This window comes from Pectobacterium peruviense, from assembly GCF_002847345.1.
Lineage (GTDB): Bacteria > Pseudomonadota > Gammaproteobacteria > Enterobacterales > Enterobacteriaceae > Pectobacterium > Pectobacterium peruviense.
The window spans coordinates 50,459-76,426 of the sequence record NZ_LXFV01000013.1; the positions used below are offsets into that span (position 1 = coordinate 50,459).

Here is a 25,968-nt window from a genome sequence, read left to right on the forward strand (position 1 = left end):
CATGAACAAGATGACCTACTCACGCCGACGTTTCCTGCGCGACAGTACGCTACTCACGCTGTCGGCACCGTTCTGGAAACCTGCGGTCGCCGCACCTCTTACAGCGGCCTCCAACCAAGCTAGCGATACCGTACCGCAGGTCAGCCTGCGCTGGCTGGACGGACAGATGCCTCACGCCTTCAGTGGCGTCACCTGGGGCGTACCCTGGCCGCAGGGGGCTGTACGCGGCGATAGCAACTTCCAGTTACACGGCACCCAGCAGCAGGTTTACGACCTGCAAAGCTGGCCGCTAGCGCGTTGGCCGGACGGTTCGATTAAATGGTCGGCACATGCTCTGGGCGGTGAGACACCGCCACAAGATACACTCGTTTTGCGGCCAACGGCCAAAGCAGGCGCGCCATCGGGTGTCGGGATGGTTAGCCAGCACGATCGCGGCTGGACAGTCGATACTGGCCATATTCGGTGCGTGATTCCACGTTCAGGCTCCCGCCTGATTGAAGAAGTCTGGCGGGATAACCGTCTGGCGTTAACCAACGGCAGGCTGGTATTGCGCATGCAGCGCGGTGCGGAGACGGGCAATACGCTGACGCAGGACACGTATCAGGGCGAGATCGAGACAGTTACGGTGGAGCAAAACGGGCCACAGCGCACGGTGATTGCGCTACGCGGTACGCATCACACACAGCAGCAGGGGGTTACGCGCATCCCCTTTGTTATCCGGCTGTATAGCTATGCGAATACCGACTCGCTGCGCGTGGTACACACCCTGATCTATGACAACGATGACGATCGGCTCAGCCTGAAAGGGCTTGGGTTAGCGTTCGACATTCCACTAGAGGGGGAGTTGCACGATCGACACGTCCGCTTCGTCTCGGATCAAGGCGGGCTCTTTCGTGAAGCGGTACGCGGCCTGAGCGGCTTACGTCGCGATCCCGGTGCAGCCGTTATCGCGGCACAGCTGGCGGGGCAAGCCACGCCGCCGATAGCGGATTTTTCACCGGAGGTCGGCAAACGGCTGGATTACATCCCCGCGTTTGGCAGCTACCGCCTGACTCAGCACCACCCCGACGGTTTCCAGATCCACAAACGCACCACGGCTGGACAGGGTTGGCTGCTTTCCGCCACGGGCGAACGGGCGGCAGGCGTCGGCTATCTCGGCACGCCGAAAGGCGGCGTAGCGTTCGGCCTGCGCAATTTCTGGCAGAGTTACCCCGCCAGTCTGGAAATCGAAAATGCTCACACTGACGTGGCAACCGTCACGCTGTGGCTGTGGTCGCCGTGGGCGGAACCGATGGATATGCGCTTTTATCATGACGGGCTGGGTCAGGATACCCATGACAAACAGCGCGAAGGGCTGGCGATCACCTATGAGGACTATGAACCGGGCTTCGGCTCCGCAGTTGGCGTAGCGCGCACCAGCGAACTGTTTATCGATGTTCTGCCCGCGACGCCCGACGCGGAAAATCTGGTGAATCGAGCACGACGTATGCAGCAACCGCCGCTGCTGGTGGCAGATGCACAGGATTTGTACCGCGCACAGGCGTTTGGATCGATGTGGGCCCCCGCCTCTGCCGCAACACCTGCACGAACCAGTCTGGAGAAGCAGTTGGGAGCATATTTCGACGCCTACCAGCAGGAGATCGAGCAGCGAAAATGGTACGGCTTCTGGGATTTCGGTGACGTCATGCATACCTATGACAGCGACCGTCACGTCTGGCGCTACGATGTGGGCGGCTACGCATGGGATAACTCAGAACTGAGTACCGATCTGTGGCTCTGGTATTACTTCCTGCACAGCGGGCGCGCCGAGGTGTTTCGTATCGCGGAAGCCATGACACGCCACACCGGTGAGGTCGACGTGCACCATCTGGGACGTTTTAGTCCGCTGGGGTCGCGGCACAATGTCCGCCACTGGGGCGACAGCGCCAAACAGCTGCGTATTTCTACCGTCGCCAACCGCCGTTTTCTCTACTACCTCACCGCCGATGAGCGCATCGGTGAACTGATGGATGAACAAGTTGAGGCGCTGCGCACGCTAGGCACGGTGCTACCGGGCCGCAAAATCGGCCAGACGCATCCCGATAACCCAAACCATATCAGTCTGGGTTTCGGCACCGACTGGGGTGCGGTCGCCGCCGCGTGGCTCACTGCCTGGGAACGCCACGGCGATCCCGCGATGCGCGAACGCTTGCTCAACAGTATGCAGACGCTGGCCGCCCAGCCGCACGGTTTTTTCACGGGCAGCGCCGCCATCGATCCCGATACCGGCAGATTTCTTCCCGCTCCTGCGGATCAGGTGGAAATCTCACACCTCAGCGCAGTGTTTGGTCTGACAGAAATCTGTAGCGAACTGATTGAGGTGCTGCCCGATCCCGACTTTAGACGGGCGTGGCTCGACTACTGTCGGCTGTATAACGATCCAGTCTCACTAAGCGCCGCCGTAGGTAAAACGGTGAAAAAGCTCAATCTGGCTCAAGGCCATGCCCGACTGACCGCCTTTGCCGCACGACAACTGAATGACAGTACGCTGGCGCAGCGCGCGTGGGCAGAATTTACCGCGGGCAGCGGCGGTATTGCCAACCCGACGCTCACGCAACGACGCCTGACGCCCCCTGAAGTGCTCTCCCCGATCAACGAGCCGGTGATTGACTCCACCATTGATAAACATTCCGGCAGTACCACGGCAACCAATCTGGCGACCAACGCCGTTGCCCAGTGGGGATTAACCGCCATCGCCCTACTGGCCGTGTTGGATGACATTCCTCCTTCTTCTTAATGCCGTCACCCGACAGCACGTTACAGGACATCACCATGATTGACCCTAGCTGTACTGAAAACACGCTCCTCCTCTCACCACAGGTAAACGGCACGCATGACATTATCGATTCCCCGCACCGTTCGGCGCTTATCTGGGCAACGGATTCCGCGGGTCAGCCGCTACAATGGCAGGTGGAGCAGGAAGATCCTGACCGCACGGCGATCCAGACCACGCCAGAGCGTCTGACTCTGGAGAGCGCCGCTGGACTGACGCTTTGGCTAGATGCCCCGCTCTCGGGCACCTATCGCATTGCCTTCACGCGGGAAATTCTGGTCGCGGATCGCCCCTATGACCGCGTGTCGGACCTGAATCAGTTCTGGGCTGCACGCGACCTGCACCACCCGAACCTGTTTACCCGGCACGGTAAGCTCAACGAATATGACAGCCTGAACTTGTACTATGTCGGCATGGGCGGCAACTGGAACAGCACCACGCGCTTTCGTTATTACGATGGCCACGGCGAGCGCCTGCTGCTTGGCGAATACACCGATGCCACGCATCTGCTGCGTCCTAATCATCGCTATCGCATCGTGATTGAAGTGGATCGGCGGGAAACACGTTTCTGGGTCGATGATGTGCTCTATTTCCACGCGAGCTACCCAAATACGCCTGCTCCGGGCTATTTCGGCTTTAGGACGGTATTTTCACGTCAGGAAATTAGCGAGTTCAGCATCACTCCGCTGTAAGCGACGCTGGCGCGCCGTGCAGGTCACTGTCGACCTGCACGAAGGTGTCGATCAGCTTGCGTGCCAGCAGAGACAGACGGGCGTCTGCCAGATAAATAATGCCGTAGTGGGTATAAAATTCGTCGGTGTTGTCGTCCAGACCCGCAATCTTCAACATATGAATGCCGTGCCTATCGGGCTCATTGAAATGATTGGTCGTCCCGATAGCATCCGAATGGCGCACCACGTCCAACAGACTATAGCCATTTTCACACTCAATACTGGTGCGAATATCCAGCTTACCGCTCAGTTGCACCAGTGCACGGTGCAGGTTGGGTGGACGAATCGTTGCTGCCAGCGGATAGGAAAAGAACTGCTCGACGGTAATCTCTTCCTGCGCCGCCAACGGATGCTCGCTACGGCAGCAAAATCCCCAGCGATGCTGGCTAAGCGGCTGAACCCGATAGCGGGTATCGAATTCAAAGTTACGCATGTCCGCCACGATGAAATCCAGTTCTTCGGCCATGAGCCGATGGCCCAGCGCCTGCCAGTTATCAACGCGAAAGACCATCCGCACCTTAGGGTACAGCCGAGAGAAAGCCCCGATCACCTGCGGCATCAGCCAGGCGGCGGGTGCCGGGCCGCAGCCAAAATTCACTTCGCCCGCTTCTTTCTCATTGAACTGCTGAATATCGTTAAACAGATCGTGCGTCTGATTAATCAGGCGACGTGCATGCTCCAGCACCACCAGTCCTTTCGGCGTGGGTTCCAACTGGTTCATGCGATCGATCAGGCGGGTACCAATGGTCTGCTCCAGCGACTGGATACTACGGCTGAAAGCGGATTGGGACAGCTTCATCGCCTGTGCCGCAGACGTAAAATTGCGATGCTCAATCAGGGCAATAAAGTGGCGCAGTTGGCGAAGATCGATATTCATGGCGGCAATGGGTGTGTCATCAGAACGGAAGGAATTTGCAGGCTAGCAGGTCTGGTCGCGCAGAAAAAATAATAAAACCGCTGTTTATATGCTCACTGGTTATATATCTAAGGCGGTTGATGTAATGGGGGAAGCAACGGAGATAGCATCTCCACTTAGTGCTGTCTCTTGATCATATGTTTTATGTAACTTGGGGAATAGTTTCGTGCGCGATAATGACGTTATTTTTATGCTACCTCGTAGCACGCGCCCGACACGGGACGGCTCAAACGCCGCTCGCCCCGTGACCCCAGGCTTTCGGCGGAAATTATGCCGCTGAAGCGGTGCCTTCGTCGATACCCAGCTTTACGGACCGCTTGCGACACGCTCCCTGCGTGGCGCAAGCTTGAGCCGCGTCCATGCGGCTCATCCTAAGCTAGCTATCTCCTCAGCATAATTTTTTACGCCGGATAACGGCAAAACCAGCAAAACTTGTGTAGCCGCCATTCAGCGAAAACATCAACTTTCCTAGATCAGAACAGCTTTTTCGCCGTCTCTAACCAGTCGCCTTTGAAAGGACGTTTCATGTTCTCGATGGCGTCAACGATGTCGTGGTGCACCATTTTTTCATTCTGGATACCGACACAGCGACCACCGTAGCCCTGCTGTAGCAGCTCGATAGAATAAGCGCCCATGCGGGAAGCCAGAATACGGTCGTACGCGACCGGCGAACCGCCGCGCTGAATGTGGCCGAGTACGGTCGAACGGGTTTCACGCCCCGTCTCTTTCTCAATGTATTTCGCCAGCTCATCGACGTCGCACACCAGCTCGGTGATTGCCACAATCGCGTGCTTTTTACCTTTCTCGATACCCGCTTTAATTTCGCTAACCAGATCTTCCGGGCTGAACGGCACTTCCGGCAGGACGATAAATTCACAGCCGCCAGCAATTGCCGCCGCCAGCGTCAGGTCACCACAGTGGCGTCCCATGACTTCAACAATCGAAATACGCTGGTGGGAAGAGGAGGTATCGCGCAGTCGGTCAATCGCTTCCAGCACGGTTTCCAGCGCGGTAAAGTAGCCGATGGTGTAGTCTGTACCCGCCACGTCGTTATCGATCGTGCCCGGCAAACCGATACAGGGAAAACCCATTTCCGTCAGACGTTTAGCACCCATGTAGGAACCGTCACCGCCGATAACCACCAGCGCATCCAGACCGCGTCTCTGCATGTTTTCCACGCAGACCTGACGCACCGCTTCATCACGGAACTGTGGGAAGCGCGCGGAACCAAGGAACGTACCGCCGCGGTTAATTACATCCGATACGCTGTAGCGATCCAACTGCTCCATGCGATCTTCGTACAAGCCCTGATAGCCATCATAAATGCCGTAGATTTCCAGCCCTTCCGACAGTGCAGCACGAACCACACCTCGAATTGCCGCATTCATACCTGGTGCATCGCCACCGCTCGTCAACACTCCGATTCTTCTAATCATGACAACCTCTGGACTTGTAGATGTAATTTTGCAGGATTCTTCTATCGTAAATTCACCGCCGCCGTTACGCAGGCAGCAACGCCTTATTCTTTTATTAGCATATTATAACAAACACCCGAAGCTGAATTGATTCAGGTCAGGCTAAATTGTGCATAAATTTTCATGGCCTATCACGTTTTTAACATAAAATGCTGAAAATACCGTCAACTACGCCGTCAGCCTGCCACGTTGATTTTCCGGCACGGCGGAAACCGGATCCTGATGGATAATAATATCGGCACCCGGAAACTGTTTACGTAATGCCTGTTCCAGATCGTCGGCGATTTGATGCGCCTCAGCCAGCGGCAGGGCGTCATCCATTTCCAAATGCAGTTGGATAAAGCGCGTCGGCCCAGAACGTCGGGTGCGCAACGCATGTGCACCGCGAATACCCGGCCAGTTCACGATCACCTCAGCAATGGCGCGATGTTCTTCATCCGGCAGTGCGCGATCCAGCAGCGACTGCACGGCGTCGTAACCCATACGCAATGCGCTATATAAAATATAGACGCCAATACCCAACGCAAACAGGGAATCGGCGCGAGTAATGCCTTTCCAACTGAGTGCCAACGCCACCAGAATGGCACCGTTCATCAACAGGTCGGACTGATAATGCAGCATATCCGCCCGTACCGCCTGACTGTGTGTGTGCTTGACCACCCAGCGTTGGAACGACACCAGCAGCAGCGTAGCCACCAGCGCAATGAGCGTCACCCACATGCCGACTTCCGGCGCGTGCAGCGTCTGTGGCTCCAGCGAATGTTGTAGACCCGTCAGGATCAGGAACAGCGCCGAACCGGAAATAAACATGCTCTGCGCCAGCGCGGCCAGCGATTCCGCCTTACCGTGGCCGAACGCATGCTCAGTATCCGCCGGCTGCAACGAATAGCGCACCACCAGCAGGTTCACCAGCGATGCGGCGATATCCACCAGCGAATCAACCAGCGATGCCAGCAGGCTGACCGAACCGGTATGCCACCAGGCAAACACTTTCATCACAAACAGCACCAGCGCAACGGCCGTTGCGCTCACCGCCGCCAGCGTCACCAGACGCGCATAGTGTGGATTCATCATGCCCTCACAGAAAACAGATCGTCTGGGTCGCTGCCCGTACTCAGTTCGTTAATGATGTTTTTAGCACATGGGAATAGCGAACAAACGTAAAAATACAGCACACCGTCGCCAGTATCGCCATCGCTGCCCCCATGTAGCCGATGTCGGGCAGGCCCAAATGGGTAATAACCTGATTACCGAGTAGCGCGCCGCCGCCGATCCCGATGTTATAGATCCCCGAATAAAGTGCCATCGCTACATCAGTTGCATCCGATGCCAACGTCAATACCTTGACCTGCATGCCCAGACTTAGCGCCATAATGGCGATCCCCCAGACGATGCACAGCGTCGACAAGCTCCATCCGCTGAATGACAAAGGTAGCAATAGCAGCAAACACACCGCCAGAAACGCGAACGACACAATCAGGAAGCCGGCAGGATACTTGCTGCTGTAGCGGCTAAACAACATGCTGCCAATGATTCCGGCACCGCCAAAAATCAGTAACAGGATGGTCGTGAAGTTTTCACTCAACAACGCCACTTTCAGGATAAACGGCTCGATGTAACTGTAGGCGGTAAAATGCGCCGTCACGATCATGACCGTCAGGCCGTACACACACAGCAACGCGGGGCGTTTAAGCAGGAGAGGCAAACTCTTCAACGACCCAGAGTTGCTGCTCGGCAACACAGGCAGGAGCTTCATCAGGCCCACCATAATCACCGCAGCGATCAGGCCAATAAGGACAAACGTCACGCGCCAGCCCAGATACTGCCCAACCACACGCCCCAGCGGTAACCCTAGCACCAGCGCCAGCGCCGTTCCGGTCGCCAGCAGACTCAACGCCTGTGCTTTTTTATCCGCAGGCGCCAGTCGCACCACCAACGATGCCGTAATCGACCAGAACACCGCATGAGACAGCGCCACGCCGATACGGGCCATGATCAGCACCCAATAATTCCAGGCGAGGCCGGACAGCACATTACTGATGGCGAACAGGATAAAGATTTTGATCAGTAGGCTACGTCGTTCCATATCGCTGGACAGCAGCATGCAGGGCAGCGACATCAGCCCAACGACCCAGGCATAAATCGTGATGATCAGCCCAACCTGCGCAGCGCTCATGGAAAAGCTGGCAGCTATGTCTGACAGTAACGCAACAGGGGCAAATTCAGCGGTGTTAAAAATGAATGCCGCCAGAGAAAGGCTGACGACGCGTAACCAGGCGGTCGAACGGGGAGAACGGGTCATGGTATTGATATCAAAAGTTAAAATAAAAGAATGCGCCGCCCACTGTCATGGCAGAGGCTAACGCGGTGAAGCAATGGTACAGGGAAAGTATGACATCGCCATGTAACGGCGAGCGGCCAACAGTGTTTCAGCGTGCTTTTATGAGGATGTCAGCCAAAAGCCTGAAGACAGGTCAGGGAACATTCATGAGCATCATTTTTGATGCTCATATTCTACGCGTTACCACTCCCTTACGCTGTCTTTTTTCGTGCCGAATTTTAGATAAAAAAAAGCCCTCCATCATGGAGGGCGAAAAGACAGGGATGGTGTCTATGGCAAGGAAAAACAGGGTGTGTACCTACTACACATTACTACTCGGACTGCACTACGTTACGACTTACTACACTCGCACTACTACTCGGGACTATCTGTCTCAGTATGGTTTGTCATACCTGATGACGGCGCAACCATCTGATTAAACATGGATATCTGTTGCTGCATCTCTTTCATGCGTTGCTTATGCTTCAGTTCTAAGATCTCTTTCTGCGCTGGCGTCAGCAGGTTATACATTTGGTTGCGCACTCGGGTCATCTGAATCTGACGCTCAATCTGCACACTCATCATTCGGGTTATCTGCGCTCGCACCGCCGCTTCATCAAACGTTTCCGCCGTCACCAGCTTATGCATGGCTTTAACATCTTCGGTGTTAAACGCCGGCTTGTCCTGACGGCTCTGGTGCATCAAATCGCGCATTTGCTGGCGCTGTTGCTCAGTCAGCCTCACGCCATCGAACATACCTTGCTGGCCGGATGCGCCTTTTGTGGCGGAATCATCGATATGCCAGCCGCTCGCCGGAGCGTCTCCACTTTCTGCTGCAAAGGCGGTAAAAGTGCCTAACATAAGCAGTGAAGCAAGAGATAAGGTTGCGAACTGTTGCATCAATAACTCTCCAGAGCGGTACGTCATTTTGTGAATCAATGAGCATGAGTCTACGCATCTTGCTGCAAACATGCGTCAGAGGATGTAAAACTACGTAAAGTCATGGAATAGCGCTAATCTATGTCGTATTTTGCCCTTGGAGGTAGAGAAAACATGAATAAAATTCTGCTGGTTGATGACGATAGAGAGCTGACATCTTTATTGAAAGAATTGCTCGAAATGGAAGGTTTTAACGTCGTTGTCGCCTACGACGGCGAACAGGCGTTACAGATATTAGATAACACCATTGATCTGTTATTACTGGATGTGATGATGCCGAAGAAAAACGGTATCGACACATTAAAAGAACTACGACAGCAGCATCAAACACCGGTCATCATGTTGACCGCCCGCGGCAGCGAACTGGACCGCGTTCTTGGTCTGGAACTGGGTGCAGATGATTATCTGCCGAAGCCTTTTAACGACAGGGAGCTGGTGGCGCGGATTCGCGCGATTCTCCGCCGTTCTAATTGGACCGATCAACAGCAGGCGGGTGATAACAGTGCGCCGACGCTGGAAGTCGATGGCCTGCGTCTGAACCCCGGACGGCAGGAAGCCAGCTTTGACGATATCGTGCTGGACCTGACGGGCACGGAATTCACGCTGCTCTATCTGCTGGCACAGCGGCTGGGACAGGTGGTTTCGCGCGAGCATTTAAGTCAGGAAGTGCTGGGGAAACGACTGACGCCGTTTGACCGTGCGATCGACATGCATATCTCGAACCTGCGGCGTAAATTGCCAGAACGTAAGGATGGCTTACCCTGGTTTAAAACGCTGCGTGGACGAGGCTATTTGATGGTATCGGCTGCATGATCAATAGTTTGACCGCCCGTATCTTTGCCATTTTTTGGTTAACGCTGGCGCTGGTACTCATGCTGGTTCTGATGGTGCCCAAGCTGGACTCGCGCCAGCTTACCGCCTTGCTGGAAAACGAGCAGCGGCAGGGCATCATGCTGGAACAGCACATTGAAGCAGACCTCGCCAACACACCAGCCAACGATCTGCGCTGGTGGTTGCGGCTGTTCTGGGTGCTGGAGAAGTGGGCTCCCCCGGGGCAACGTCTTTTTCTGGTCACCAGCGAAGGTCGTATTTTCGGCGCAGAAAAGCATGAAACACCGATTGTGCGTAATTTTATCGGGCTGTCGGATAACGCCGACCACCCGCAAAAGAAAAATTACGGCCGCATTGAGCTTCTCGGTCCTTTTGCGATCCGCGATGGTGATGACAACTACCAGCTTTACCTGATTCGTCCTGCCAGCAGTCCGCAGTCAGATTTCATTAGTCTGCTGTTTGACCGTCCTTTACTGCTGCTGATCTTCACCATGCTGATCAGTTCACCGCTGTTGCTTTGGCTCGCCTGGAGTCTGGCGAAACCCGCACGTAAGCTCAAACACGCTGCCGACGAAGTCGCCAAAGGCAACTTACGACAACACCCTGAGTTAGAGTCTGGACCGCAGGAGTTTCTGGCGACGGGCGTCAGCTTTAACCAGATGGTTAGCGCGCTGGAGCGGATGGTTACCGCACAGCAACGGCTGCTGTCGGATATCTCTCATGAGCTGCGCACGCCGCTGACGCGCTTACAGCTGGCAACGGCGCTGCTGCGTCGGCGTCAAGGTGAAGGCAATGAGCTGAACCGCATTGAGATGGAGACTCAGCGGCTCGACAGCATGATTAACGATCTGCTGGTGCTCTCACGTAATCAACACAAGAACGAACTGACCCGTGAGTTCCTGCGTGCCGATGAACTGTGGGGCAATGTGCTAGATGATGCCGCCTTTGAAGCCGAGCAAATGGGGAAAACGCTGGAAGTACCTTATCCTCCGGGACCGTGGACACTCTTTGGCAACCCTGCCTCGCTCGACAGTGCGTTGGAAAATATCGTGCGCAACGCGCTACGTTATTCCCACAACCACATCGAAGTGGCTTTCTCAGTGGATAATCAGGGCATCACCATTAAAGTGGATGACGATGGCCCCGGCGTCAGCCCGGAAGATCGTGAACAGATTTTCCGCCCCTTCTACCGTACGGATGAAGCACGTGACCGCGCATCTGGCGGAAGCGGTTTAGGGCTTGCCATCGTGGAAACCGCCATTACGCAACACAAAGGCTGGGTAAAAGCGGAGGACAGCCCGCTAGGTGGGTTGCGCTTAATCATCTGGCTGCCGTTGCATCAACGGTAAGTCAGGCAAAATCCTTCCTATCACAACATCCTCTCAGGTGCCCGCACGGGCACCTGTCACGTTCTGTTTATCTTCTCTGCATTGAGTTTTTTACGCGATTGCGTAGAGTAATCGTCACTCATGCCGAAAACAGGCAAGACCGTGTTGAATGAAGGATACTAACCATGAAAGGAGTAACGCTGCTGGCTGGCGTACTGAGCGCGTTAATGAGCAGTCAGGCATTCAGTTCCAGCGATGGAGTTTGCGGCTTTTCCGACTCGGAATGTGGCGTATCCGCCCTGCCTTATTTGCAGCCGGGCAATGATACACGCGCTAACCTGATGCTGCTGCAAAGCCGCCTCCACAACATGTCGCTTCCGTTACCCCATCCGTTGCCCGATCAAACGCGTTCACGTATCGATCCTTTCACTGCCTACCGGGTCATGGGGATTGCGGCTACGGAAACACCTCAGACGGCAGAGTCAGGAGAGGATGTCACGGCGGATGCTCCTTATCTCTCGACGCTCAACAAAGCGAAGCGACTGAATCTTCCCTTGTCCGTTCAGGGTACGCTCTCCACGTTTTCGCCTGACGATAACGAAGGACGACATATTTCCAATGAGCTCTCCACGCTGGAAGCATTTTTCGACGTCCTGCTGGCTGACACAACGCTCACCGAGGAACAGCGCACGTTGCTGGCACATCAGCGGGTGAATCTCCTCAATGCGCAGTATACCAAAGAGGCACTGGGTGAGGGGCTTGCAAGCCTGCCGGATGAAGGCCATGCCGGCGCACTCAAGCAGTATCTGTCCGCAATTCTGGCGTTTTATCAGGGTCACTTTGATGAGGCTGAAAGCAGCTTTCAGGCGTTAACGTCTTCGTCGCAGCCGTGGGTTGCGGAAACTTCGCGCTATATGTTGATTCGCGTGGCAATCAATAAAGCCATGGAAAACGCGTTAGATGAATACAACATGTTCGATGCCAGTAAAGCCGATAAAGCCGCTGCACAACTGGCTATTCAGCATATTGGCGACTATCTGAAACAGTATCCGGACGGGCAATACATCGAATCCGCTAACGGGTTATACCGCCGCGCTTACTGGATAATCGACGATGTGAATGCCTTAGCAAAAACGTACCAACACGAGTTGAATAACACCTCCGACATCGAAACTCTCCTTGAATTGAGTGACGAGATCGACAACAAGCTGCTGGAAAACAGGCAGTTCACCAGCGCCCCGGGCAGCGCGCCGTTGACGATGGTGCAAGATCTCAAGCGCTTGCGTTCAGATGAGGGATGGATGGCATTGCCCGCGTTATCCACCGATGAGCTGGCCGCGCAGAAACCGCTGTTTGAGCAAGACAATATGCAGGAAGCATTCAGCTACCTTCAGGCATCACAGCTGTTTTATGGTCAAAAAGATTACGCTGCCGTGGTTAACAGCGTTCCCGCGACACAGGCGGGCGATCTCACAGATACCGTGCGTTTTAGCCTGCAAGTATTACGTGGTCGGGCGCTGGTGCGTCTGGAGCGTTGGGACGAGGCTGAAGCGCATTGGCGTCAGCTGTTAACGCGTAATATGGGATATAGCCAAAACCAGTTCCTACAGCTGGCACTCGCGGAAACGCTGGTCAAAGCGGGACATCCGGAGCGCGTCTTTACCGCTGACAGTCCGGTGAAGAATCTGCGTTTTCGTTCTGCAGTGCTGAAAATCAGCGCCAACGCCGATCTGCTCCGTCAGCAAACGGGTCCACAGCAAACCCATGAAGAACGGGCTATCGCGCTACATACGCTGTTAACCAAATCCCTGACCCACGGTGATTACGCCAGCTATCTCAACGATATTCAGTTAAGAAAAGACATCGCGCCGCTGGTTAGCAGCGAAAACCAGAGTTGGAATCAGGAAGATTTGACGGCATTTGACTGGGACGGCAGCGACACCGAGGAAGGCTACCAATGTCCGGCACTGGATAATGTGGTCACGACGCTCAACCAACGCCCCAATGATGCCCGAGCGATTAACTGCCTCGGCGAGTTTTTCCTGCGCACCAATAACAGCGTGGGCTTCGACTGGGGTGAAAGCAATATGCTGAGCGGACTCACCAATGCACCCGCCCAGTTCGCTGGCACCGAATATAATCGTCTGGATGGTTATGTGCGGGTGATCGCCGATCCAAAAGCGCCGCCGGAAGACAAAACCTATGCCCTGTACCGCGCGGTCTACTGCTATGCGCCAAGCGGCTATAACGACTGTGGCCCACAGGAAATCAGTAAGGCAACTCGCAAAGCCTGGTTTACCCAATTGAAAACCAAGTACAAAGGCAGCGAGTGGGCAGAAAAGCTCGATTATTACTGGTAACACCGTTAATTGTGCTGGCCTGCCTGCTCTCGTTCTGTACGCAGGCCACTTCCGCTAACGCTGAGCCTTCAACCGTCAACGCTGCGCATCCCATCGTCGACGCGACACGCTATCAGGATTTCTGGCTGTGGGCAGCCGTGCGACCACAGCCGATTCTGCATCAGGCACAGACGCTGTATCTGCATCAGGGAGAAATCGCCCGCCGTCAGGGCAAGGCCGTTTTCCTGCGTCAAGGGATCCCACCCAGCCAGCTGCGCGTTAACCGCGTCTGGCTGGCTTTCCGGATGACCACGCTGGAGCTTTCCGATCGTCACCTGAACCGGATGCTAAAGTTACGGGAAAAGTGGCAGCGCCACGGTAATCAGGTTGTCGGGATTCAGATCGATTTTGACGCGAAAAGCTATCAGTTAGCTGGCTACGTCGCGTTTCTGACGCAGTTGCGCGAGCGTTTACCCGAAGATTGTCAGCTCAGCATTACAGGGTTGCTCGATTGGTCGAAAACCGGAGATGTCTCCACACTGAACCGCTTGCAGGGCAAACTGGATGAAGTGGTAGTGCAGACCTATCAGGGGCGCAGCACCATTACCAACTACGCCGCATACCTACCCGCCTTGATGAAGCTAACGCTCCCTTTCCGGATAGGGCTGGTGCAAAACGGCAAATGGGAAAAGCACTGGCAGCAGCGCCTTGCCACTTCACCGTATTATCGTGGGGAAGTGGTGTTTTTAGTAAATCCGCCGTCGAAGGCATCGCCATCACGCAGCCGTCTAGCTGAGTGACGATATGTAGCTACCGATCTGTAACTACCGATCACTACAGGCAACCGCCGAAGCCATTTTGCCGCCAGGCTTCATAGCTGATGATCGCCACCGCATTGGACAGATTCAGGCTGCGGCTGTCGGACTGCATGGGAATGCGGATACGGAAATCTGACTCAAAGCCGTTACGAATTTCGTCTGGCAGGCCGGACGTTTCCGATCCAAACAGCAGCACATCGCCCGGTTGGTAAGTCGGCTGATCATAGGGACGGCTGCCTTTGGTCGTACAGGCAAAGATACGTTTGCCAGGAACCGCGGCCAGAAAATCCTGATAGTTTTTATGACGACTGACGTTCGCCAGATCGTGGTAATCCAACCCTGCGCGGCGCAATTTCTTCTCTTCAAAATCAAACCCTAGCGGTTCAATCAAATGAAGCGTACAGCCGTTGTTGGCAGACAATCGGATAATATTGCCGGTGTTCGGTGCAATTTGAGGCTCATAGAGCGCGATATGGAACATGAGATAGCGTCAACCACGAAGAAAAATTCCGCCGCAGTATAACGCATTCCCATCACGTGCCCAAAAGCAAGGCGCACAGGAATGCGGATGATTCTGCACTCAGGTCGATCGTTTAAGAACCGAGATACACGGAGCGACCACGTGGCGAGGTATCCCTGCGAGAACCTCATCCCCGTGTTTCTCCTAAAAATGAGCTTACAGCTTACTTTGCACGACGTTTCCATCCGCAGCGATTACACTTAAGGAAAAACATCAGGATAATGTGCTGATGAAAACACGATGCAGGTATATAGCCTGCGTGGAGGTTTAATGAAACACCCTAAGACATTATTAGCCTGTACCGCACTGTTCTGCCTGCAGCCTCTGGCGAGCGCCAACGCAACGCAAGCGCCAACGCCTCAACAGCAGTTTGAAAGTGGCATCAGCAGTCAGAAACAGTTACAGCAAAGTATGCAGCAGAGCCAAAAATTGCAGCAACAACAGTTGAATCAGCAGCTAAATCAGCGTAACCAGCAGTTGCAGCAACAACGCCAACAGCAGCTACAGAAGGATTTACAGCGGTCGCAGAGAACCACACCGCCACCGCCGATTAAGCCGAATCCTTGATACCACAGTGGCGGCCTATAACCGCACACCCATCAGCGTCAGAATCAACGGCGTGGTTAATGCCGCCATCGCCGTTGATAGCAATAGGCTTGATGCCACCGGGCCGCCCAGCACATTAAACTGGCGTGACATCAGGTAGACGTTGACGCCCACCGCCATCGACCCCAGCAGCACGACCGCACGCGTCTCCATTTCCGGCAGGCCGAGTGCAACCGCAATCCCCCAGATCACCAGCGGCTGGACCAGCAGTTTGATGGTGCAAATCGCGGTGCTGATCTGCCAACCATCACGCACGCGGTATTCTGCCAGCCCCATTCCCAGCGCCACCAGCGACAGCGGTGCGGCAATCTGCCCCAGCATGGCAAGCGGCTGGTCAACATACGACGGCAGCGGTAGACCCGTCAGGCTGAATACCGTACCGGACAGAATGCCGATAATCAGCGGGTTCTTCAGCACACCCAGCGCGGTTTTGGTAAAGCCCTGTAGCGACAGCGCGCCGTTACGCGCCCATTCCACTGACACCGTTACCAGCGTCCACAGAATAAGCCCATTAAACACCACGACCAGCGCGACGGACGGGATCGCCTCTTCACCTAGCATCAGCGTGGCAATCGGCAGCCCCAGCATTACGTTGTTGGAGAAGATGCCGCTCAGCGCGAAAAGCGAGCCGGAGACACCGTCGAGATGAAAGACTTTACGCGCCACAATGCGACCGAGGACAAACACCAGCAAGCAGCCGCCGAAAAAGGCGATCAGCAGCCGGGCATCCACCACCGGGCGTTTGGAGAAATCCGACATCAGGCGGAACAGCATCGCGGGCATTGCCACAGAGAAGACAAAGCGCGTCATGCCGTCGGTGACGGTGGTCGGCCATTTACCGTAGCGAATCAGGCTATAGCCGAGTGCAATGAGAACAAAAAGGGGTAACGACAGAAAAATCTGGTGCCAAAGCGAAACAATAAATGCGGGCATGAAGCCACTTCCTTATTACCGGCACCGAGTCAGAAAGAAGGTCCGCCGCAATAAAGATTAAAGATAATGCGGGGTATACCCTAAATAATTCGAGTTGCGTGACAAAACGTTAGCGTTTTGAACAACGTTATGCGTTGGCCCGCTAGGGCAAGGCTCATTTATGGCCTTGTAATGCGGCAATCGCGTGAATCCCCAGGAGCTTACTCAGGTAAGTGACTGGGGTGAGCAAGAGAAGACAACGCACAAGCAGCTTGAAGTATGACGGGTATAAAGGCAGACCTCAGCCGGTCGCGAAGTGTGCCCCGATTAAATCTATCCGGTCAGTACAGATGCAGTCAACGCCCCAATCCAGCAAAGTTTGCGCGCGATCAGGTTGGTTAACGGTATAAACCAGAATGCGCAAACCCGCGGCTTTCAGCGCCGCAACACGTTCTGCCGTCAGCAGTTTGTGATTCAGGTGGATGGACACACAGCCTAGACGCTGCGTTAACGCCAACCAGTCCTCTTCCCATTCATCCAACAACAGCCCACGCGGCAGTTCCGGTGCTGCCTGCTGTGCCGCTTCCAAGGCGTCGATAGAGAATGAGGACAGCAGCGGCGCGGCGGGATGGTCGGCCCATAGCTGGCGTGCTGCCAGCGCAATCACGCGCCCAGTTTCAGTTTCATATCCAGTGGTGGGTTTAATCTCAATATTGGCCGCCATGCCGTACTGCACACAGCGTTTTGCCACTTCCGATAGCAGCGGCAGACGTTCTCCGACAAATTTGTGACCGAACCAGCCGCCGACATCCAGCCCGACCAGTTTGTCCCACGACAACGCTCCCGCGATACCCCAGCCGTTGCTGGTACGCTCAAGTGTGTCGTCGTGTAAGAGGAAAATCTGGCCGTCTTGCGACAGCTTGGCGTCAAACTCGATCATCTTGTGACCGAGGCTGGCACCGACATCAATCGCAGCCAGCGTGTTTTCCGGAGCCAGTGAACCGCCGCCGCGATGAGCGACAATGGCTGGGTAAGGCCAGATTGTTTCCATTATTCCATCCGTAATCCGCTTTGCGAATCAAACAGGTGCCATGATGACGTCGGCAAATGCAGCCAGAGCGTCGAACCGATGGCGGGACAGTGCTCATAAGATAGCCGCACAATCACGTTTTGCCCGCCCCACTTGCCGTGCGCTAAATTGTCCGCGCCCAGCAGTTCGAGTGTTGAGATCTGCAACGGGATACCGCCAGCTTCATGCGTTGCCAGCTGAATATGCTCCGGCCGTACCCCAAGCGTCAATGCTTTACCGCGCCATTGCGGCTTCGGTTCAGGCAGCGCCAGCGCGATGTCTTCACCGATTTCAAAACGGCAGCCATCATCGCTAATGCGTCCTGCCCACAAGTTCATCGCCGGTGAACCAATAAAGCTGGCAACGAACAGCGATGCTGGACGGCGGTAAATATCAGCCGGTGCGCCGATTTGTTCAGCGATACCTTTATTCATCACGATGACGCGCTGCGCCAACGTCATGGCTTCGACCTGATCGTGCGTGACGTACAGGCTGGTGGTTTTCAGACGCTGATGCAGTTGCTGCAATTCCAGCCGCATCTGTACGCGCAGTTTGGCATCCAGATTCGATAGCGGCTCATCAAACAGGAACACCGCGGGTTCACGCACAATCGCCCGTCCCATCGCCACGCGCTGACGCTGGCCGCCCGATAGCTCACGCGGTTTACGTTGCAGCAGCGGCATCAGTTCCAGAATACGTGCCGCCTCTTCCACACGCTCACGAATTTGCGTCTTGCCGAAGCCACGGATTTTCAGGCCGTAAGCCATATTGTCGAACACGTTCATGTGCGGATAAAGCGCATAATTCTGGAACACCATCGCAATTCCGCGATCTTTCGGTTCCAGATCGGTGACCCGCTGGTTATCAATATAGATATCGCCGCTGGTGGTGCGTTCGAGGCCCGCCACCATACGCAATAGCGTCGATTTACCACAGCCCGACGGTCCCACCATCACGACGAATTCGCCATCCGCGACGTCCAGATCGATGGGTTGGATAATCTGTGTTTTGCCATCGTAAGACTTGGTGACGGCCTGAAGTTTTAAACATGCCATAAGCGTTTCCGAAATTCGTCTCGATTTATTTTTCGCTGTCGACCAGACCGCGAACGAACCAGCGCTGCATCAATAGCACCACCAGCAGCGGCGGCAGCATGGTCAGCAGCATCGCGGCCATCACCTGATTCCACTGGGTCGCACCATCACCGGAGGCAATCATGCTTTTAATCCCCGCAACCGCAGTGCCCAGATTGGCATCGCTGACGATCAGCAGCGGCCACAGATACTGGTTCCAGCCGTAGATGAACGTGATCACGAACAGCGCCGCCAGATTGGTCTTCGACAGCGGTAACACCATGTCGAAGAAGAAACGCATCGGGCTCGCGCCATCGATACGTGCCGCTTCCATCAGTTCATCCGGCAGCGTCATAAAGAACTGGCGGAACAGGAAAGTTGCAGTCGCCGACGCCATCAGCGGCAGCGTTAAACCCGTGTAGCTGTCCATCATGTCCAGCCGCGCGATCACTTCCACTGTTGGGAAAATACGTACTTCCACCGGCAACATCAGCGTCAGGAAAATCATCCAGAAGAACAGGTTGCGCAGCGGAAAACGAAAATAAACGATGGCGTAAGCGGATAGGATCGATACGGTAATTTTGCCTACCGTGATCGCCAGTGCCATGACGAAGCTATTGAGCAGCATCAGTCCGAACGGCGTGGTGTTATTGCCCGCACCGTGCAACCAGATATCACGCAGGTTTTCCCACAGGTGTGAACCGGGGATGAGCGTCATCGGGGCCTGAAAGACTTCCTGATTATCCAGCGTGGCGGCGACAAACCCCACGTACAGGGGGAACAATACGGCGAGAATGCCGACGATCAGCATGACGTGGCTGAAAATATCTAACCCGCGACGATTCTCAATCATTGCCATTGACCTTCATAGATTCACCTTCATTGATAATTCACCTTCCGTTCAACAAAACGGAACTGAATAACGGTCAACCCGATCACCAGTAGCATCAGTATCACCGACTGCGCCGCAGAACTGGACAGATCCAACCCTGCAAAGCCTTCGCGATAAATCTTGTAGATCAGCGTAGTTGTCGACTGCACCGGCCCGCCGGCCGTCGCGGCATCGATGATTGGGAAGGTATCGAAAAAGGCATACACCAGATTGACGACTAACAGGAAGAAGCTCACCGGCGAGATCATCGGCAGCACCAAATTGAAAAACCGCCGCACCGGCCCTGCTCCATCGATCGCACCCGCTTCCACCAGCGAACGGGGGATCGATTGCAGCGCGGCAAGGAAGAATAAAAAGTTATAGCTAATCTGTTTCCACACCGATGCCAGTACGACTAAAAACATCGCCTGCCCACTGTTCTGCGCGTGGTTCCACGTATAGCCAAGCAGCCCGAGAAAATGGGTAATCAGCCCGAGTCCAGGGTTAAACAGAAACATCCACAGCACGGCGGCGACGGCGGGGGCCACGGCATAAGGCAGAATAATCAAGGTCTGATACAGACGGCTGGCACGGATCACATAGTCCACCAGCGCGGCCAGAAAGAGTGAAATCAGCATGCCAAACCCGGCTACCAGAAAGCTGAATATCAGCGTGGTGTAAAACGAATCGAGGTAGTAAGGGTTATTGAACAGCTGTCTGAAGTTTTCCATGCCGACGAATTCACTGGATAGCCCAAACGGATCCAGATTCTGCACCGAATACCACAGCGCCTGACCGGCAGGCCAGATAAAGAAAATCACGGTAATCAGCAGTTGAGGCAACACCAGCACGTAGGGCAACCAACTGCTGCGAAAAACGGGGCGGGATGATGTCATGCGTAACTCATTGCAAACAGAAAAGAAACAGGCCGATTCCCTTCGGCCCGGTATGACTCAACAGCAGCGTATTACTTTGTTGACTGCTCGAAGCGACGCAGCAGCGCGTTACCGCGTTCTACCGCGCTATCCAACGCCTGTTGTGGCGTCTTCTTACCTGTCCATACGCTTTCTAATTCTTCATCCACGACGGTACGAATTTGCGGCATATTGCCCAAACGCATACCTTTGGTGAATGGCAGCGGTGGCTTGTTCAGCATCTGACGCGTAGCGATATCCGCACCAGGGTTTTTCTCATAGAAGCCTTGCTTCTGCGTCAGCTCATACGCCGCCGTGGTGATCGGCAGGTAACCGGTTTTCTGGTGCCATTCAGCGGCATTTTCTGGCTTCGCTAGGAACTGCATAAACTCAGCAACACCCTTGTAGGTCGCGGCATCTTTACCGCCCATCACCCACAGGCTGGCTCCGCCAATAATGGCATTCTGCGGCGCGCCTTTCGCATCGGCGTCATACGGCATCATACCGACGCCATAGTTGAACTTGGCATGCTCCCGAATGTTCGCCAGCGAACCGGAAGACGCGGTCGTCATGGCACATTCACCGTTATAGAACTTCTCGGTCGGCTCATCCTTACGCCCGAAGTAGGTGAAATCACCCTTCTTGTTCATGTCCTGCAACAGCTGGATGTGTTTGACCTGCGTAGGTTTATTGAATTCCAGTACCGCATCGGTGCCGTCAAAACCGTTATTCCTGGTCGCCACAGGCAGACCGTTCCAGGCGCTGAAGTTTTCAATCTGAATCCAGCCCTGCCAGCCGCTGGCGTAGCCACACTTCATACCAGCAGCACGCAATTTGGCGGTGTAGTCAGCCATTTGCTGCCAGGTTTTCGGCGGCTGTTCTGGATCTAAACCGGCTTTCTTGAAGGCATCTTTGTTGTAGTACAGCACGGGGGTCGAGCTGTTAAACGGCTGCGACAGCAGGTGACCACTCTTCGCATCGGTGTAATAACCGGAGACGGTCGGTACAAACACCGACTCATCGAAATTAATGCCAGCGTCTTTGAAGACTTCATAGACTGGCTTGATGGCTTTACTTGCCATCATGGTGGCAGTACCGACTTCATAGACCTGCAAAATAGCGGGCGCATTCCCAGCACGGTAGGCCGCAATCCCGGCAGCCAGATTCTGTTCGTAGTTGCCTTTATAGACCGGTACAATTTTTACGTCGGTGTGTTCTTTATTAAAACGGTCAGCCAGAGAATTTACTTCTTTCCCTAACTCGCCTTCCATGGAATGCCAGAAAGGAATGTCTGTCGCGGCCTGCGCACCGGCGCTAATCAGCGCGAATGCCACACACGCCGCTGCGGTGCGAATAGCATGTGTTTTACGAATTGTGTTGTTGAACATGCCTGTCTCCTGCAATCAATTAAGTTCGCCATCATCACGGCGTTTTTTATGCGAAGGTAAACATGACACGAGCGCATGACAGAAAAATAACTGGAAGATGACGGAAAAATTACAAGGAAAGGAGAGGGAAGTTCTAAATTTTAATTGGATAGAGTAGTGTCAGGGGCTGCACTGGCGAGGGATCAAAAGCGAATTTAAGGTAGAAATTGCGCACGTTCTCATCCAGAGCGTGAACAACTAATGCTCTCACTCCCACTTGCAAAGCAATATTCTCTGTCCGAAATATTGCGTCTTTTAATAAAGCCACACCCAAACCTTTACCAGAATACGCCTGATCAATGGCAAGTCGCCCAAGGACAATGACCGGTAGTGATTCGGGGGCATTACGCCTATATGCACCAGGCGCTGTATTTCTCTGAACGCTACCTGTTGATAAACAATAATATCCAATCACCTGATGGGTGCCTTCAGCGCAAATGACATATACACGAGAAATCCCTGCACTATGATTTTTTAGCGCTTTCTTTTTTAGCCATTCATTCAAGCTCGGTTCTTGGCTGCAAAATTCAGCAAGGTTATGGCTGGAAGATAATGGCTCTGGTGCAGTTATTCCCATGGCGATTTACGGCTCATCAGATCGTTAATGCGAGCCTGACGCTCTGCGGTGATAGGCGCATCCAACTCGGCCAAAAATTCGTCAAACTGTTCGTTATCCAAAATAAACAAACGTTGATCCAACAAAATGTCCTGCGCCTCGCGGCAGGCTGCTTCAAGCATAAAATCGGTACGTGATTTTGACACAAGGTTTGCAGCCATATCGATCAAGTCCCGCTGGGAGGCTTTGGCTCGAATATTGATTGGCGCTTCTTTAGTTTCAGGTTTCATCATCATGCCTGTGTAGTGAATATCTATACAACTATACATGATGTGTACAAAAATGCTACACACCGGGACATCACCATACATTCAAACGCGCTTGCTGCTTTATTCAGGGCTATTTTCGTATGACATCAACGATAACGGTTTTAGGATCGTTGATGATTCCTATATGTATCGTTTTATCTGAATCCTTAGAATTCCAATACTCACCCGTCGTGTCTGTATAGCCCAGCGTAAAACCAAGTGACACTAGATAGCTGCGTATGTTTGTCGCATCATCGGTGTCTTGAAACGTAATATTGCTGACTTCCAACGCAGGGCCATCAACCGTGGCATAACCAAAATCATAGATAGAAGAAATGCGCGGGCAATTTTTAATGATATCGTCCGTCAGCATTTCATATCGTCGGGTGTCCTGTTCCGTGTAGCGAGAACTCCCCTCCGTCAGAATAACCATGGCAGGCCAATAATAGATAAGCGGCAAGGCAATTAGGAGCGATATACTTAACAGTATGCTTATTCTTCTTTTCATATCTCTAAAATATTCGCAGGAAGAAAGTTGTGGAAGCCACATGAAAAAAGTCATCAGCGAACTCCAGCTTCCATAACAACGAAAGCTGGAATCACTAGATTATTTACACATCCGATTCGATAACAGGCAACAGCGTCAGACAGCCATCAGCAATCTTTACCATCACATTTTGACCCGTTTCAAAGCCTGCGTCACGTAGCCACTTGCCGCAAAGAATAATCTTCGGCGTACTGGTATCCCCTTGTTGCGGGCGATATCCCACAATGACCTGCCGATCGGTTCTTGAAATCCCCTGCGTTGAGGTAGAATGTCTCTCAGCCATAATCAACTCCATATTAGTTGGTGGTGGTTAGACGCTCCGATTGTGTTGGCGCACATCGGGGCGTTGACTTTAGGTGATCACATGTTAAGGTGGCCTCCTATTAGTCCAGAATATATAAATAGGTGGCCCCATGTCAATCACGACGCGCGATAAAAAACCAAAAGGTGGCGGACAATCCCCACAATTCAAAATGCGCATAGATCCTGCATTACGTGAGCAACTTGATGCTGCTGCTACCGAAGAAGGGATCAGCCTAGCGAATTGGTTTAAAAATCTCGCACGTGAGGCATTGAAGAAGAAAGGTGTAGAGCCGAGGGGATAATTCGTTAAATATTTCCCATGATATTTAATTTATATACATTCATTATTTTATTTATATTTTTGTATATTAGTAATGATTTTTGAACTAAACTTTTCACACAATGAGTTAATAAATAATGGTTCCACACTTGCGCAGTAAGACAAATAACCTTGGAGGTATTTTTTCTCGTCAACAGTCAGATTACTCCAATTAAAAACCAAACTCCTTATTCGTCTCTTTTTCTCTCGACCTAAAGATACCTCACCATTGTTTGTCAAAGTCAAACCAGTTATTTTCATACTTCTTTTTTTAGATGAATGCTTTGTCTTTTCGGTATTAATATATAAAGATCTTGGGTAATCTATGCTTCTTAATATTTTAATTAATCGATTAGGCATACTAAATAATACGTTCGGCACATTTGTCGAAAAATACATATCATCGGCATATCTACTATAAGTCACACCTAATGATAGGCAAATCTCGCTCAGCGCAGAGTCTAATTTATAACAAATAAGATTTGATATAGCTGGAGAAGTAACACCTCCCATTGTTAAACGTCCTTTGAAGCACACTAATTTTAAAAAAACATCAGAGTCATCATTAGTCCATTGATCACTAAGCTCACTACCTCTCTCATTTAAAAATAATCTTATATCTGAAGATCTGATAGATTTAAAAAAATCTACAAAATCAAGACGTAAGAGGAATTTTTTATTCTTATGTAAATTTGCATTTTTTATTACAGACGAACCATCACTATATGCTGTTGAAGAAGAATGAACTTTTAACTTCACGAGAAACTCGCTGTGTAGCACTCTCTGTAATATTTTTAATTCTTTTTGGGGCTGATAAACCACCCGCGTTGCACCATTTTTTTTAGGAATACCGAATTTATTATATCTTTCATCAGCCGTATCAGCGACATCTCTGATAAAATCGGTTGTTAAAATCAAACTAGATGCAAGATATTCAGTCAACATTTCTCATCACCCTTTTCAATTCTTCTCTAAAATCATCAATCATAATGAGGTCAGATAAAGCTCTTGCCCTACTTTTTAATATTTTAATGAGTAACTTTTTTGTAGAGTCATGATTAAAAAACTTGTCAAAATCCACACAAGAATAGTAATTAATATTATTACTTAAGGAAACTTTAAATAAACCGAGAGCGATACCTAAAGAAAGCATAAACTCTATTGTTTTTTTATTTTTATTTTTATCTTTAAAATTTATTATTTCTTTTGTTAACTCAGAAAGTTCGCTTGAGCTGATAGGCCCCAAAGATGCAATAACGTAAAGTAAAAAGAAAAGCAAAACCTTTGGTGAGTATTTATATATTCCATACAAGTTTTCATCCGAGACTAAAGTACGAACTTTTCTATCTAATCTTTCGTTAATATCGGGCATGCATGTAAGTATTGTTGAAAATTCAGTATATATTGAAGGGCCATATTTTGAATCATTATTAACCCACATTACAGGCCCTGTATTTATAAAAGAACTATGTCGCTCAAACTTCTTATCTAAAATAGGAAGTAATTTTTTCCTTAACCCTTGGCTCAGAGAAAAAGCACCTAATTCAGCGACAGTGCCAAAACTTTCAACCAGAATAATAACAATATCAGAAAAATCAGCCAGCCATTCTTCTAAAGCCAAAGCATTTACAGTTTTACTGTTATCTGATTTGCTAATAACTTCCCATGCAAATTCAGCCCTGAATGTCAAATATTCTTTATGATGTTTCTTTATATAAAATTCAAGAATAGATCGATTCCTGCATACCCCTTCTTCTCCACCACAAATAAATAGAATTTTCGGCAAAGAATAATTTAATTGATTTAATTCACTAGCCGAGAAATTTTTCAAAAAATCAGAACGTGCATTAATATACTTAGGATGCTTAAACCACATCTAAATTATCCTTACACAGGCCCCGAGACGTGAGCTCGCGAGGTGTTGCAGCAGCAACTCATCGCGATCTTACGGCGAGAAACCAAACAACAATACCAGGTCGGCTGTACACCAACCATAAGAAAGCACTATAAAGCACCTTCTAACTAAGGACTGAT

The 25,968-nt window shown here is 52.2% G+C and carries 26 protein-coding genes; 8 read left to right on the plus strand and 18 right to left on the minus strand.

The features are described 5' to 3' along the window. Window position 1: 1 nt before the first annotated feature. A complete protein-coding gene (locus tag A0G03_RS11375; protein WP_048263098.1) occupies window positions 2-2,776 on the plus strand; it encodes an exo-rhamnogalacturonan lyase family protein in 2,775 nt (924 codons plus the stop codon). Window positions 2,777-2,811: 35 nt separating this feature from the next. Next, window positions 2,812-3,504: a DUF6250 domain-containing protein gene (locus A0G03_RS11380; RefSeq protein WP_223250587.1), complete on the plus strand. Its 693-nt coding sequence runs from the start codon at window positions 2,812-2,814 to the stop codon at window positions 3,502-3,504. Here the strand turns inward: A0G03_RS11380 and A0G03_RS11385 are convergent. From A0G03_RS11385 to cpxP, 5 genes are all read right to left on the minus strand, one after another. After that, window positions 3,491-4,420 carry a LysR family transcriptional regulator gene (locus A0G03_RS11385; protein ID WP_048263104.1) on the minus strand — a complete coding sequence of 310 codons (930 nt, stop codon included), beginning with the start codon at window positions 4,418-4,420 and terminating at the stop codon, window positions 3,491-3,493. The two genes, A0G03_RS11380 and A0G03_RS11385, sit on opposite strands and share 14 nt — an antisense overlap. A gap of 512 nt (window positions 4,421-4,932) precedes the next feature. Further along, window positions 4,933-5,895 carry a 6-phosphofructokinase gene (gene pfkA / locus A0G03_RS11390; RefSeq protein WP_011095771.1) on the minus strand — a complete coding sequence of 321 codons (963 nt, stop codon included), beginning with the start codon at window positions 5,893-5,895 and terminating at the stop codon, window positions 4,933-4,935. A gap of 207 nt (window positions 5,896-6,102) precedes the next feature. After that, entirely contained in the window at window positions 6,103-7,005 is a 903-nt protein-coding gene (fieF, locus tag A0G03_RS11395; RefSeq protein ID WP_011095772.1) for a CDF family cation-efflux transporter FieF, read from the minus strand. A 43-nt stretch (window positions 7,006-7,048) separates the two neighbouring features. Beyond that, window positions 7,049-8,236, minus strand: a complete 1,188-nt coding sequence (locus tag A0G03_RS11400) for a sugar transporter (protein WP_011095773.1) — start codon at window positions 8,234-8,236, stop codon at window positions 7,049-7,051. 393 nt (window positions 8,237-8,629) lie between these two features. Then, window positions 8,630-9,154 carry a cell-envelope stress modulator CpxP gene (gene cpxP, locus A0G03_RS11405; protein WP_048263107.1) on the minus strand — a complete coding sequence of 175 codons (525 nt, stop codon included), beginning with the start codon at window positions 9,152-9,154 and terminating at the stop codon, window positions 8,630-8,632. A 153-nt stretch (window positions 9,155-9,307) separates the two neighbouring features. Between cpxP and cpxR the strand changes: the two genes are divergently transcribed. The 4 genes from cpxR to A0G03_RS11425 all read left to right on the plus strand — a co-directional run bounded on the left by cpxR (window position 9,308) and on the right by A0G03_RS11425 (window position 14,491). Continuing rightward, window positions 9,308-10,006, plus strand: coding sequence for an envelope stress response regulator transcription factor CpxR (gene cpxR, locus A0G03_RS11410; protein ID WP_048263111.1), 699 nt, complete (start codon window positions 9,308-9,310; stop codon window positions 10,004-10,006). Further along, window positions 10,003-11,373, plus strand: a complete 1,371-nt coding sequence (cpxA, locus tag A0G03_RS11415) for an envelope stress sensor histidine kinase CpxA (protein WP_048263114.1) — start codon at window positions 10,003-10,005, stop codon at window positions 11,371-11,373. The genes cpxR and cpxA overlap by 4 nt, the downstream gene beginning before the upstream one ends. 164 nt (window positions 11,374-11,537) lie before the next feature. Then, window positions 11,538-13,712: a PA5441 family protein gene (locus A0G03_RS11420; RefSeq protein ID WP_048263117.1), complete on the plus strand. Its 2,175-nt coding sequence runs from the start codon at window positions 11,538-11,540 to the stop codon at window positions 13,710-13,712. Then, window positions 13,682-14,491: a DUF3142 domain-containing protein gene (locus tag A0G03_RS11425; RefSeq protein ID WP_048263118.1), complete on the plus strand. Its 810-nt coding sequence runs from the start codon at window positions 13,682-13,684 to the stop codon at window positions 14,489-14,491. The genes A0G03_RS11420 and A0G03_RS11425 overlap by 31 nt, the downstream gene beginning before the upstream one ends. A gap of 34 nt (window positions 14,492-14,525) precedes the next feature. Here the strand turns inward: A0G03_RS11425 and A0G03_RS11430 are convergent, their stop codons facing one another. Further along, complete coding sequence (locus A0G03_RS11430) at window positions 14,526-14,990, minus strand: tRNA (cytidine(34)-2'-O)-methyltransferase (protein WP_039307864.1); 465 nt, start codon at window positions 14,988-14,990, stop codon at window positions 14,526-14,528. 309 nt (window positions 14,991-15,299) lie between these two features. Here A0G03_RS11430 and A0G03_RS11435 point away from each other — a divergent pair, with 309 nt between their 5' ends. Further along, on the plus strand, window positions 15,300-15,596 hold the full coding sequence (locus A0G03_RS11435; protein ID WP_048263398.1) for a hypothetical protein: 297 nt from the start codon (window positions 15,300-15,302) through the stop codon (window positions 15,594-15,596). Between the two features lie 15 nt (window positions 15,597-15,611). Here the strand turns inward: A0G03_RS11435 and A0G03_RS11440 are convergent, their stop codons facing one another. The 10 genes from A0G03_RS11440 to A0G03_RS11485 form a co-directional block, all read right to left on the minus strand. Then, window positions 15,612-16,568, minus strand: coding sequence for an AEC family transporter (locus A0G03_RS11440; RefSeq protein ID WP_048263120.1), 957 nt, complete (start codon window positions 16,566-16,568; stop codon window positions 15,612-15,614). Window positions 16,569-16,848: 280 nt separating this feature from the next. Continuing rightward, window positions 16,849-17,598, minus strand: coding sequence for a glycerophosphodiester phosphodiesterase (ugpQ, locus tag A0G03_RS11445; RefSeq protein ID WP_048263122.1), 750 nt, complete (start codon window positions 17,596-17,598; stop codon window positions 16,849-16,851). Further along, window positions 17,598-18,671 (minus strand): sn-glycerol-3-phosphate import ATP-binding protein UgpC, encoded by a 1,074-nt coding sequence (locus A0G03_RS11450; protein ID WP_048263125.1) that lies wholly within the window; start codon window positions 18,669-18,671, stop codon window positions 17,598-17,600. Before A0G03_RS11450 ends, ugpQ begins: the two co-directional genes overlap by 1 nt. 25 nt (window positions 18,672-18,696) lie before the next feature. Then, window positions 18,697-19,542 (minus strand): sn-glycerol-3-phosphate ABC transporter permease UgpE, encoded by an 846-nt coding sequence (gene ugpE, locus A0G03_RS11455; protein ID WP_048263400.1) that lies wholly within the window; start codon window positions 19,540-19,542, stop codon window positions 18,697-18,699. A gap of 26 nt (window positions 19,543-19,568) precedes the next feature. Next, the gene (gene ugpA / locus A0G03_RS11460) at window positions 19,569-20,456 is read right to left on the minus strand and encodes a sn-glycerol-3-phosphate ABC transporter permease UgpA (protein WP_005976454.1); all 888 of its coding nucleotides are present in this window, start codon (window positions 20,454-20,456) and stop codon (window positions 19,569-19,571) included. A 71-nt stretch (window positions 20,457-20,527) separates the two neighbouring features. Next, complete coding sequence (gene ugpB, locus A0G03_RS11465; protein ID WP_048263127.1) at window positions 20,528-21,862, minus strand: sn-glycerol-3-phosphate ABC transporter substrate-binding protein UgpB; 1,335 nt, start codon at window positions 21,860-21,862, stop codon at window positions 20,528-20,530. Window positions 21,863-21,995: 133 nt separating this feature from the next. After that, the gene (locus A0G03_RS11470) at window positions 21,996-22,478 is read right to left on the minus strand and encodes a GNAT family N-acetyltransferase (protein ID WP_048263129.1); all 483 of its coding nucleotides are present in this window, start codon (window positions 22,476-22,478) and stop codon (window positions 21,996-21,998) included. Continuing rightward, a complete protein-coding gene (locus A0G03_RS11475; protein ID WP_039521400.1) occupies window positions 22,469-22,747 on the minus strand; it encodes a type II toxin-antitoxin system TacA family antitoxin in 279 nt (92 codons plus the stop codon). The genes A0G03_RS11470 and A0G03_RS11475 overlap by 10 nt, the downstream gene beginning before the upstream one ends. A 109-nt stretch (window positions 22,748-22,856) precedes the next feature. Further along, window positions 22,857-23,273, minus strand: coding sequence for a hypothetical protein (locus A0G03_RS11480; protein ID WP_048263403.1), 417 nt, complete (start codon window positions 23,271-23,273; stop codon window positions 22,857-22,859). A 103-nt stretch (window positions 23,274-23,376) separates the two neighbouring features. After that, the gene (locus A0G03_RS11485; protein WP_053075327.1) at window positions 23,377-23,595 is read right to left on the minus strand and encodes a SymE family type I addiction module toxin; all 219 of its coding nucleotides are present in this window, start codon (window positions 23,593-23,595) and stop codon (window positions 23,377-23,379) included. Window positions 23,596-23,725: 130 nt separating this feature from the next. On the opposite strand from A0G03_RS11485, the gene A0G03_RS11490 reads away from it, so the two are divergent. Beyond that, complete coding sequence (locus A0G03_RS11490) at window positions 23,726-23,917, plus strand: toxin-antitoxin system HicB family antitoxin (protein ID WP_048263132.1); 192 nt, start codon at window positions 23,726-23,728, stop codon at window positions 23,915-23,917. Between the two features lie 47 nt (window positions 23,918-23,964). On the opposite strand, the gene A0G03_RS11495 is transcribed toward A0G03_RS11490, so the two are convergent. Further along, window positions 23,965-24,879 carry a retron St85 family RNA-directed DNA polymerase gene (locus A0G03_RS11495; protein WP_048263135.1) on the minus strand — a complete coding sequence of 305 codons (915 nt, stop codon included), beginning with the start codon at window positions 24,877-24,879 and terminating at the stop codon, window positions 23,965-23,967. After that, window positions 24,869-25,810 (minus strand): retron St85 family effector protein, encoded by a 942-nt coding sequence (locus tag A0G03_RS11500; RefSeq protein WP_048263137.1) that lies wholly within the window; start codon window positions 25,808-25,810, stop codon window positions 24,869-24,871. The genes A0G03_RS11495 and A0G03_RS11500 overlap by 11 nt, the downstream gene beginning before the upstream one ends. Window positions 25,811-25,968 lie beyond the last annotated feature (158 nt).

Coding starts and splice junctions, on each gene's coding strand:
- A0G03_RS11380 (WP_223250587.1), top strand. CDS start 2,812: ATGATTGACCCTAGCTGTACTGAAAACACGCTCCTCCTCTCACCACAG.
- ugpB (WP_048263127.1), bottom strand. CDS start 21,862: ATGTTCAACAACACAATTCGTAAAACACATGCTATTCGCACCGCAGCG.
- A0G03_RS11480 (WP_048263403.1), bottom strand. CDS start 23,273: ATGAAAAGAAGAATAAGCATACTGTTAAGTATATCGCTCCTAATTGCC.
- A0G03_RS11450 (WP_048263125.1), bottom strand. CDS start 18,671: ATGGCATGTTTAAAACTTCAGGCCGTCACCAAGTCTTACGATGGCAAA.
- pfkA (WP_011095771.1), bottom strand. CDS start 5,895: ATGATTAGAAGAATCGGAGTGTTGACGAGCGGTGGCGATGCACCAGGT.
- A0G03_RS11490 (WP_048263132.1), top strand. CDS start 23,726: ATGTCAATCACGACGCGCGATAAAAAACCAAAAGGTGGCGGACAATCC.
- A0G03_RS11385 (WP_048263104.1), bottom strand. CDS start 4,420: ATGAATATCGATCTTCGCCAACTGCGCCACTTTATTGCCCTGATTGAG.
- A0G03_RS11435 (WP_048263398.1), top strand. CDS start 15,300: ATGAAACACCCTAAGACATTATTAGCCTGTACCGCACTGTTCTGCCTG.
- ugpQ (WP_048263122.1), bottom strand. CDS start 17,598: ATGGAAACAATCTGGCCTTACCCAGCCATTGTCGCTCATCGCGGCGGC.
- A0G03_RS11475 (WP_039521400.1), bottom strand. CDS start 22,747: ATGAAACCTGAAACTAAAGAAGCGCCAATCAATATTCGAGCCAAAGCC.
- ugpA (WP_005976454.1), bottom strand. CDS start 20,456: ATGACATCATCCCGCCCCGTTTTTCGCAGCAGTTGGTTGCCCTACGTG.
- cpxR (WP_048263111.1), top strand. CDS start 9,308: ATGAATAAAATTCTGCTGGTTGATGACGATAGAGAGCTGACATCTTTA.
- A0G03_RS11375 (WP_048263098.1), top strand. CDS start 2: ATGAACAAGATGACCTACTCACGCCGACGTTTCCTGCGCGACAGTACG.
- A0G03_RS11420 (WP_048263117.1), top strand. CDS start 11,538: ATGAAAGGAGTAACGCTGCTGGCTGGCGTACTGAGCGCGTTAATGAGC.
- fieF (WP_011095772.1), bottom strand. CDS start 7,005: ATGAATCCACACTATGCGCGTCTGGTGACGCTGGCGGCGGTGAGCGCA.
- cpxA (WP_048263114.1), top strand. CDS start 10,003: ATGATCAATAGTTTGACCGCCCGTATCTTTGCCATTTTTTGGTTAACG.
- A0G03_RS11500 (WP_048263137.1), bottom strand. CDS start 25,810: ATGTGGTTTAAGCATCCTAAGTATATTAATGCACGTTCTGATTTTTTG.
- cpxP (WP_048263107.1), bottom strand. CDS start 9,154: ATGCAACAGTTCGCAACCTTATCTCTTGCTTCACTGCTTATGTTAGGC.
- ugpE (WP_048263400.1), bottom strand. CDS start 19,542: ATGATTGAGAATCGTCGCGGGTTAGATATTTTCAGCCACGTCATGCTG.
- A0G03_RS11495 (WP_048263135.1), bottom strand. CDS start 24,879: ATGTTGACTGAATATCTTGCATCTAGTTTGATTTTAACAACCGATTTT.
- A0G03_RS11485 (WP_053075327.1), bottom strand. CDS start 23,595: ATGGCTGAGAGACATTCTACCTCAACGCAGGGGATTTCAAGAACCGAT.
- A0G03_RS11400 (WP_011095773.1), bottom strand. CDS start 8,236: ATGACCCGTTCTCCCCGTTCGACCGCCTGGTTACGCGTCGTCAGCCTT.
- A0G03_RS11440 (WP_048263120.1), bottom strand. CDS start 16,568: ATGCCCGCATTTATTGTTTCGCTTTGGCACCAGATTTTTCTGTCGTTA.
- A0G03_RS11430 (WP_039307864.1), bottom strand. CDS start 14,990: ATGTTCCATATCGCGCTCTATGAGCCTCAAATTGCACCGAACACCGGC.
- A0G03_RS11470 (WP_048263129.1), bottom strand. CDS start 22,478: ATGGGAATAACTGCACCAGAGCCATTATCTTCCAGCCATAACCTTGCT.